The organism is Ureibacillus sp. MALMAid1270 (assembly GCF_049202975.1).
GTDB lineage: Bacteria > Bacillota > Bacilli > Bacillales_A > Planococcaceae > Ureibacillus.
In genome coordinates, this window is the sequence record NZ_JBMIRP010000075.1 from 1 (window position 1) to 6,694 (window position 6,694).

Annotated in this window: 5 protein-coding genes and 1 rRNA gene; all 6 read right to left on the reverse strand. The window is 37.7% G+C overall.

Annotated elements, in window-relative coordinates; all coding sequences use genetic code 11:
- A 16S ribosomal RNA gene (locus tag ACOQFO_RS09625) occupies positions 1 to 112 on the reverse strand; the annotation flags it as partial.
- A gap of 931 nt (positions 113 to 1,043) precedes the next feature.
- The gene (locus ACOQFO_RS09630; protein ID WP_421689468.1) at positions 1,044 to 1,442 is read right to left on the reverse strand and encodes a hypothetical protein; all 399 of its coding nucleotides are present in this window, start codon (positions 1,440 to 1,442) and stop codon (positions 1,044 to 1,046) included.
- Positions 1,363 to 1,827: a hypothetical protein gene (locus ACOQFO_RS09635; protein WP_421689472.1), complete on the reverse strand. Its 465-nt coding sequence runs from the start codon at positions 1,825 to 1,827 to the stop codon at positions 1,363 to 1,365. Before ACOQFO_RS09635 ends, ACOQFO_RS09630 begins: the two co-directional genes overlap by 80 nt.
- 122 nt (positions 1,828 to 1,949) lie before the next feature.
- The gene (locus ACOQFO_RS09640) at positions 1,950 to 3,569 is read right to left on the reverse strand and encodes a PAS domain S-box protein (RefSeq protein ID WP_421689469.1); all 1,620 of its coding nucleotides are present in this window, start codon (positions 3,567 to 3,569) and stop codon (positions 1,950 to 1,952) included.
- 298 nt (positions 3,570 to 3,867) lie between these two features.
- Positions 3,868 to 5,229 carry a M20/M25/M40 family metallo-hydrolase gene (locus ACOQFO_RS09645; RefSeq protein ID WP_421689470.1) on the reverse strand — a complete coding sequence of 454 codons (1,362 nt, stop codon included), beginning with the start codon at positions 5,227 to 5,229 and terminating at the stop codon, positions 3,868 to 3,870.
- A 162-nt stretch (positions 5,230 to 5,391) separates the two neighbouring features.
- On the reverse strand, positions 5,392 to 6,471 hold the full coding sequence (locus ACOQFO_RS09650; RefSeq protein WP_421689471.1) for a hypothetical protein: 1,080 nt from the start codon (positions 6,469 to 6,471) through the stop codon (positions 5,392 to 5,394).
- Between the last annotated feature and the right edge of the window lie 223 nt (positions 6,472 to 6,694).

A 6,694-nucleotide genomic window follows, 5' to 3' on the forward strand; every position in this document is an offset into this window, starting at 1 on the left:
TCACCCGTCCGCCGCTAACCTTTCAAAGCAAGCTTTAAAAGGTCCGCTCGACTTGCATGTATTAGGCACGCCGCCAGCGTTCGTCCTGAGCCAGGATCAAACTCTCCATAAAAGAAAATTTGATAAAGCTCAAATTTTTGCTGGCATCTTTATGATGTCCATAATTGTGTTTCTATTAAGAAACGTTTAATTCATTAACGTTTTGTTGTTCAGTTTTCAAGGTTCATTTTCTATCACTTTATCAGTGACAGGAATTTAATTATATCAGAATAACTTCTATTCGTCAACAATCTTTTTTTATTAAATCTATCATTCACTTTTTCAAACGACTTAAGACTTATTATATCAAGTTATCACTTGAATTGTCAACATTTTTTTCTTATCCACTTTAAGAATGTTTGTTTCTCGTAAGAATTCAACTTCTTAAATGCGGTAGACTATTATTATATCACAATAATATGTGTTGTCAACAAAATTGTTGGATTAAAATGTTTTGCATTCACTTTTTGAAACAACTTTTATATAGTATCAACAATCTAGTCTCCTGTCAATTAAAAATATAAACTTTCTAACGAAGATATTGTTTAGTGTGTAATTTATTTATTCACAATGGGTTTCTTCTTATAGAATATGAATCTCAAGGTTTATTTGAATACTTAGATTTACTAAAGACAGCCTATAAACTAAATGGTATAATTTTCTAAATTCATACGAAGGGCGGTTGTACAATGGATATGTTCGCTGCTATTGGGACCATGGGGATTTGGATAGGGATATTCTCTTCCATTATGTTTGTTTTGTGTTTATTTTTTGTTCTTACGTACTTCGAACATTTGAAATATGGGGATGATCAACAAATGAGGCAATCTAAATTTCTAGCCGTTTTAACGTTAGTGTTGGCATTACTGGTACCAGCGTTTTATCAGTTATTTTTATTAAACCAAATGAGTTATTGATTTCCCTTACTCAACAATCTACAGCCACTAAACAAAAAAGCAGCATGTCAATCACACGCTGCTTTCTTTTATTATAAGATTATCCCCCTAATACCGTGCCTCACTTAGTACCACTGGCGATCTTTCAAATTTATCTCGTACTAAATAGATTAATAAAAACATAAATAACGAGACTATATAACTGACAGCTTCTATCATGAATGTAGATGATAGCGCTTGTGTTTCAAGTATACCCCCACCAGAACTTCTAAGGGTGCCGTTGAAGATTCCGTAACAAACAATTAATCCCCAGTGAATGCCTGTTGTTAGCCAAAGAGAACCAGTTTTATAGATTGCAAATGTAAGTGATAAGCCAATGACTAGAGAAAATAGAATGTTCGATAGGCTGATTCCTTCATTCCACGAATCATCTAGTGCATAAATGGTGATAGAGATGAGAAAGATCCATTTTATTGAGATTTTGCCTCTTAAATGGTCCGAAAACATATCCTGGAACAATAATATCGTTTAAAAACGAACCGATGAAAAACGTTAGTAGAATCATGATGAATGATAATATCAGTTGTGGAAACGGTTGAACTCCAGTAATAGTAAACTCTTGTAGGTAATTACGAATGGCATAACCGACTAGCCAAAATGTGAAGCCAATAAGAAATTTTAGCGTCAAATTTTTAACCCATCTAGAGTGAAAGCTGATCCCAATTTGTTTATACTCTTTTAACTGGGTGAGTAGTAGAATTCCTTTCAATAACGGGAAAAATAATAGAACTAATAAAATCTGTATCCAAAGAGCACTTGCTTTTGCGATTCCTATATTTAGGTACACATCTAATACAATAAAGCCTACTATTACTTTCAAATAATACCCCATACATTTCCCCTAGTCTTTTTACTCAGGAAAAAACTAGGTGATGCATAGTTAAATTTATTTATGGAACTTATACATACAAAAAGAGTGCCCCCCCACTTCTCAGAGTCACCCTTTTCATTTCCCTAATTACTTTCAAAAATTTTATAAAGCAAGTTGTTTTTCTTCGCATAGTACATTGCCGTATCTGCGTTACTTAGGCGAGAATCCATACCACCATCGTTTTGCGCACTCAGCACCACGCCAAAACTTGCCGTTACTTGTACAACGTTATTGGATAGATAAATTGGTTTTTTAAGGTTTTCATCCATTGTGTGAATGACTTTTACTACCTCTTCAATGCTCTTATCACCTGGAAGCAATACAGTGAATTCATCCCCACCTATTCGATAAACTCTTCCGACAGGATCGAGTACACCACTTAATCGAGATGATACTTTCATGAGAACCATATCGCCAGCTTGGTGGCCAAGTGTGTCGTTTACTGGTTTTAGCCCATGCAAATCTAAATACATAATGGAAAATGGGGTATCTTTTTTTAAGACTTCTTCTAAATCAATTTGGAATTTTAGTCGGTTAGGTAAATCCGTTAGGGTGTCATGGTATGCACGATATCGAACCAAATCTTCTTCTTTCTTTTTCTCTGTCACATCCCAAAAGACTATTTGAACAGCGGATTCTCCATTGGACTGTATAGGGATCCCATTTACTTCCACGTCAATTTCTTTGCCATCTAGGCGAATAAATTTTTCGTAGACAGTTGGTGCAATCTCACCACTCTCAATACTTTCATCCCGCTTTGAAGCAATTTTTTGATAATCAGGGTGAATGAGTTGATAAATACTACGACCAATTAGTTCATCGGCATTTTGTGCACCCAACAATTGAATGGCCATCGAATTCGCAAATTGAATAATCCGATTTTGATACAACAATATACCTAAAGGTGAGTATTCTATCAACATACGATAACGTTCTTCGCTTTCTTTTAAAGCCTTTTGGACTTTTTTCCGCTCCGTAATATCTCGATAGCTTACCATAATGGCTTTTTTATTCATATACATTATCGGAATGGCGGAAAGAATTGCATCTTTCGGTTCCCCACTTTTGCTACGTATTTTTAAATCGAAATTATGGTATGGCTCACCATCTTCTAAAATTCCTTTGATGATTTCTCGAGCAAATTCCATATGATCGGGATGAATAAACTCCTCAATTGAGGATCCATTAACCCCTTCTAAAGAAGTTCCTACAAGATTTGCTGCAGAGGGATTGGCAAAGAGAATGGTCTCTCCATCATGAACAATAACTGGATCTGGTATATGGGTTATTAGAGTATTCAACCTCTCTTCACTTTCCATTAGTTTGAGTTCTAGCTGTTTTCTTTCGGTGATATCTTGGACTTGGGCGATAATAAATAAAGCCTCTCCTCCATCTTTCACTATGGAAACCGAAATTAGCTCCCACTTCAAGTCTCCATTTTTGTGAAAATACCTTATTTCAATTTCATACGATTCTTTTTTACCTTCTATTAACTGTTGCATAAGTTTGGTTTCTTCTTCAAAATCATCTGGATGGGAAATATCACGAAACGTTACGGTCGTAAGTAGTTCCTCTTCTGTATAGCCAGTCATCTTCGATAAAGACGGATTCACTTTCAAACATTGCCCTTCAAGGGATAAAATCGCCATTCCAATAGGCGAATAATAGAAAGCTCGTTCAAACTGTTCGATAAAATTTATCATATCGCACCCTCAACATGGGACATTGGGGACAGTCTTTCTGTCCCATTTTTCACCAGGGTAGGGGAAATTCGCCCTTGCCGCACTCCCAGTTCCGATTGGGACACTTTTACTGTCCCCGTTGTCCCTGCACTTTTCCCCAACAGTTTTTTATTAAACTAGCTTCTCCTCTCTGAGCTTCATTTATTCCATGTGCACAATGGAGTCGACTAAAAAGTTAGCGGTATTTTGAACGCAGGGGCTAATTGAAAGAAGAGCTAGCATCTTTATAGCTGCCAGCTCCCTCTATTCCCATCGAAAATTAACCTAACTTTCTTTCACTCGTTTTATTGTTTACTCGTTGATTTCTACGCTCAAGGCTATGCTTCATTAAACTCTGACTCTTCTCAACTAGTAACATGACAAATTCATAAGTCTCATAGTTCGCTTGAATATCTAGCGTCTCTTCATTCGTATGTTCATTTTCGTAACCAGCAGAAAGGTTCACACTATTAATGCCCTGTTCTGCCCAGATTCGCGTATCGCTACTACCGCTAGCAACTGTTTGCCAACGACCCGGATGGCTGATTCTACCGATTCTTTCTACTTGTCTCGCAAACTCATTCGAGCAAAATGGAATATACCCCCCACAAGATGTCACGATATCCCCCGTGCCACGACGATCCACAACAAATGCCATATCCACATCCCAAAGGAATGATTTTGCCACTCGACTTGCACCGCGCAGCCCAATTTCTTCTTCCACTGTGAAAATAAATTTAATCGTTCCATTAAAGTCTGTGTTATGGATTGTTTTTGCCACTGCCAAAGCAATACAAACTCCCGCACGGTCATCCGCACCTAGTGCCCCTTCACTTGAAGACCAAATGTTGCCGTTCTTCAAAATCTCGTGCCCTTCCACAAAATCATAGACTGTATCTAAATGTGCATTGATTAATACCGTTGGGCCATTCCCTTTCTTAATTTGCGCCAGCACATTTCCGTAATAATCGACTTCAAAGTGGTCGACAAGCGGTTTTAGGTAATGAATTACATAATCGCGAATTGCTTCTTCTTGTCCGCTCACACCATAAATTGAAAGCAAGTCTTCTAATAATTGATAGTATTCATTTTCTAACATTAATGGGTTCTTTTTATTCACCAAATCATCTGCCGCACTTTCCGATAATCCCGCTAAAGCTCCAGCATACTTCGGAAGTTCAATGCGATCCTTTAAGATTGTTAAACCTCGGTTTTCCATCCTGCAAGTTAAGCCGACGTGTTCTAATAGAAGTTTTGCTTTTCTTGTATCACTGACAGTTGCAAAATAGATTTGCGGATGGCGGCGATCATGGCCATCACAGCTATAAGTTGTAGGGCATCCTAAACGATTCAATTGCATTACTAATCCGCGCACATAAATGTCTACCGTGTGGATGGCTAATTCATTTGGATGAAATAAACTCTCACCTGTCGATTCGAAGAAACTTTCTAGTATGTTAATAAATTCTTCTTCCGCCATTTCGCCAGCAAGATTAATTCCGCATTCCCATAAAGCTTCCATGACATGTTGGAAATGTTGTTGATTTGCTGTGTTAGGGTCGGTGAAGCTTAAGCCTTTTTCAGTTTCCTTCACCATCATTCCGTATGCCACCATTAAATCCACTACTGATAATTTTTTCATTCAAATCCGCTCCTTTAGTTGTGTGATCCGCTTATATTTGCGGTATATGTAAGTTATAGCACGGTGCCCCGGACAATATTGTCCGCGCCCGGTATATCAACGTTCTCAAGGATTCTGCGAATAAAAAAACAGCAAACCCTAGGCGAGTTTGCTGCCTTCATTTTATGCTTCTTCGTCAATATTTAATGGAGTGAAATCAAATTCATTTGCTTCGCGATAAATATAGATATAGTTTTCCGGAACAAGTTTGATTTTCGGAACTTCCGGATTGGTGCGGTCTACAGTAAATAATGAATTGTAATCCGTTCTAACCTCATGCATATATTCATTAATGCGGCGAATATTTCTTTCAATTGTACTCAGAGTATACCTTCCTTCTACCGCAGTTTGAACATCGGGAACTGTTGTTACTCCACGTTTATTAGCATTTTGCAAAATAAGGTGCGTTAATTTTGAGTAAGCCGGAGTAAAAGTTTTCGACTGCCACTCCCCTAACTTTAAGAAAGTGGGTCCTTCAACTTCACTAATTAATAAACACTTTTCATCTAGAGTATCTTTATATCTCAAATATTCGGTAAGTGAAATCGTATGTTTCTCACCATTTACAATAGCAAAGTACTGCTCGCGTTCGTTCATTAACATGAGTAATGCTTTCTCCATTGTGCGCCCTTCGGTATCAAGCATTTCGAAATTTTTATCCGATTTACTTAATTCTTCTAAACTACTTTTTAACAACTGGCCGCCACAAAATCCAATATACATATGAACTTTCACTTGTTGTGCTTCAGAAAGCGGCAATGTGCAATTCAGCTTTTTATTGATCCGCTGGGCTTCTTCAAAATACCGTACTGCTTTGGAGTAGTTTAGTTCTTCCATTTGAAAATAACCATAGCGATAACGAACGACCGCATTTAGCGGCTCATCTCTCATAATTTGACGAAACTTAAGCTCGAGTTCTTTCTTCTTTTTCTCGATAAAAGGGCGTTCGTGAGTTTGAGAATCTTGAGTGAAAATACGTTCACGCAAAGAGCGACTGTTCGGACCCACTTTTCTGAAGTACTCCTGCTTCGAACGTTGCAATCTACGCATTCGCTCTTCCGCAAGTTTGTCATCCCAATCTTTCGTCGCCGCTTCAAGCTCACTAATCACTTCCTGAAAAGGGTGTTCCTCGCTAGATTCAATTCCCAATTGCTCACACAAACGTTCATAAACGCGTTTAAACTTTTCAATATCTTTATTCATTGGGGCCTCCTAATTGGGTAGTGGGACATCAGGGACATCGGGGACAGTAAAAGTGTCCCACGGTTCGATTGGGACACTTTTACTGTCCGAAGGCACTGAAAAAGTGAACTTTTTTCGATTTAGATTATCATATTTAGGCGCATAAATACCTAAATTTGGTATTTCCCTTTACTTGTTTAAGAATTTTAACAATATGATTGAATTTTGCCTGCTTTTTAGAGGA

Bases quoted from the DNA above. Each gene is read 5' to 3' on its own strand.
- ACOQFO_RS09630 (WP_421689468.1), bottom strand. From the start codon at position 1,442: ATGTTTTCGGACCATTTAAGAGGCAAAATCTCAATAAAATGGATCTTT.
- ACOQFO_RS09635 (WP_421689472.1), bottom strand. From the start codon at position 1,827: ATGGGGTATTATTTGAAAGTAATAGTAGGCTTTATTGTATTAGATGTG.
- ACOQFO_RS09640 (WP_421689469.1), bottom strand. From the start codon at position 3,569: ATGATAAATTTTATCGAACAGTTTGAACGAGCTTTCTATTATTCGCCT.
- ACOQFO_RS09645 (WP_421689470.1), bottom strand. From the start codon at position 5,229: ATGAAAAAATTATCAGTAGTGGATTTAATGGTGGCATACGGAATGATG.
- ACOQFO_RS09650 (WP_421689471.1), bottom strand. From the start codon at position 6,471: ATGAATAAAGATATTGAAAAGTTTAAACGCGTTTATGAACGTTTGTGT.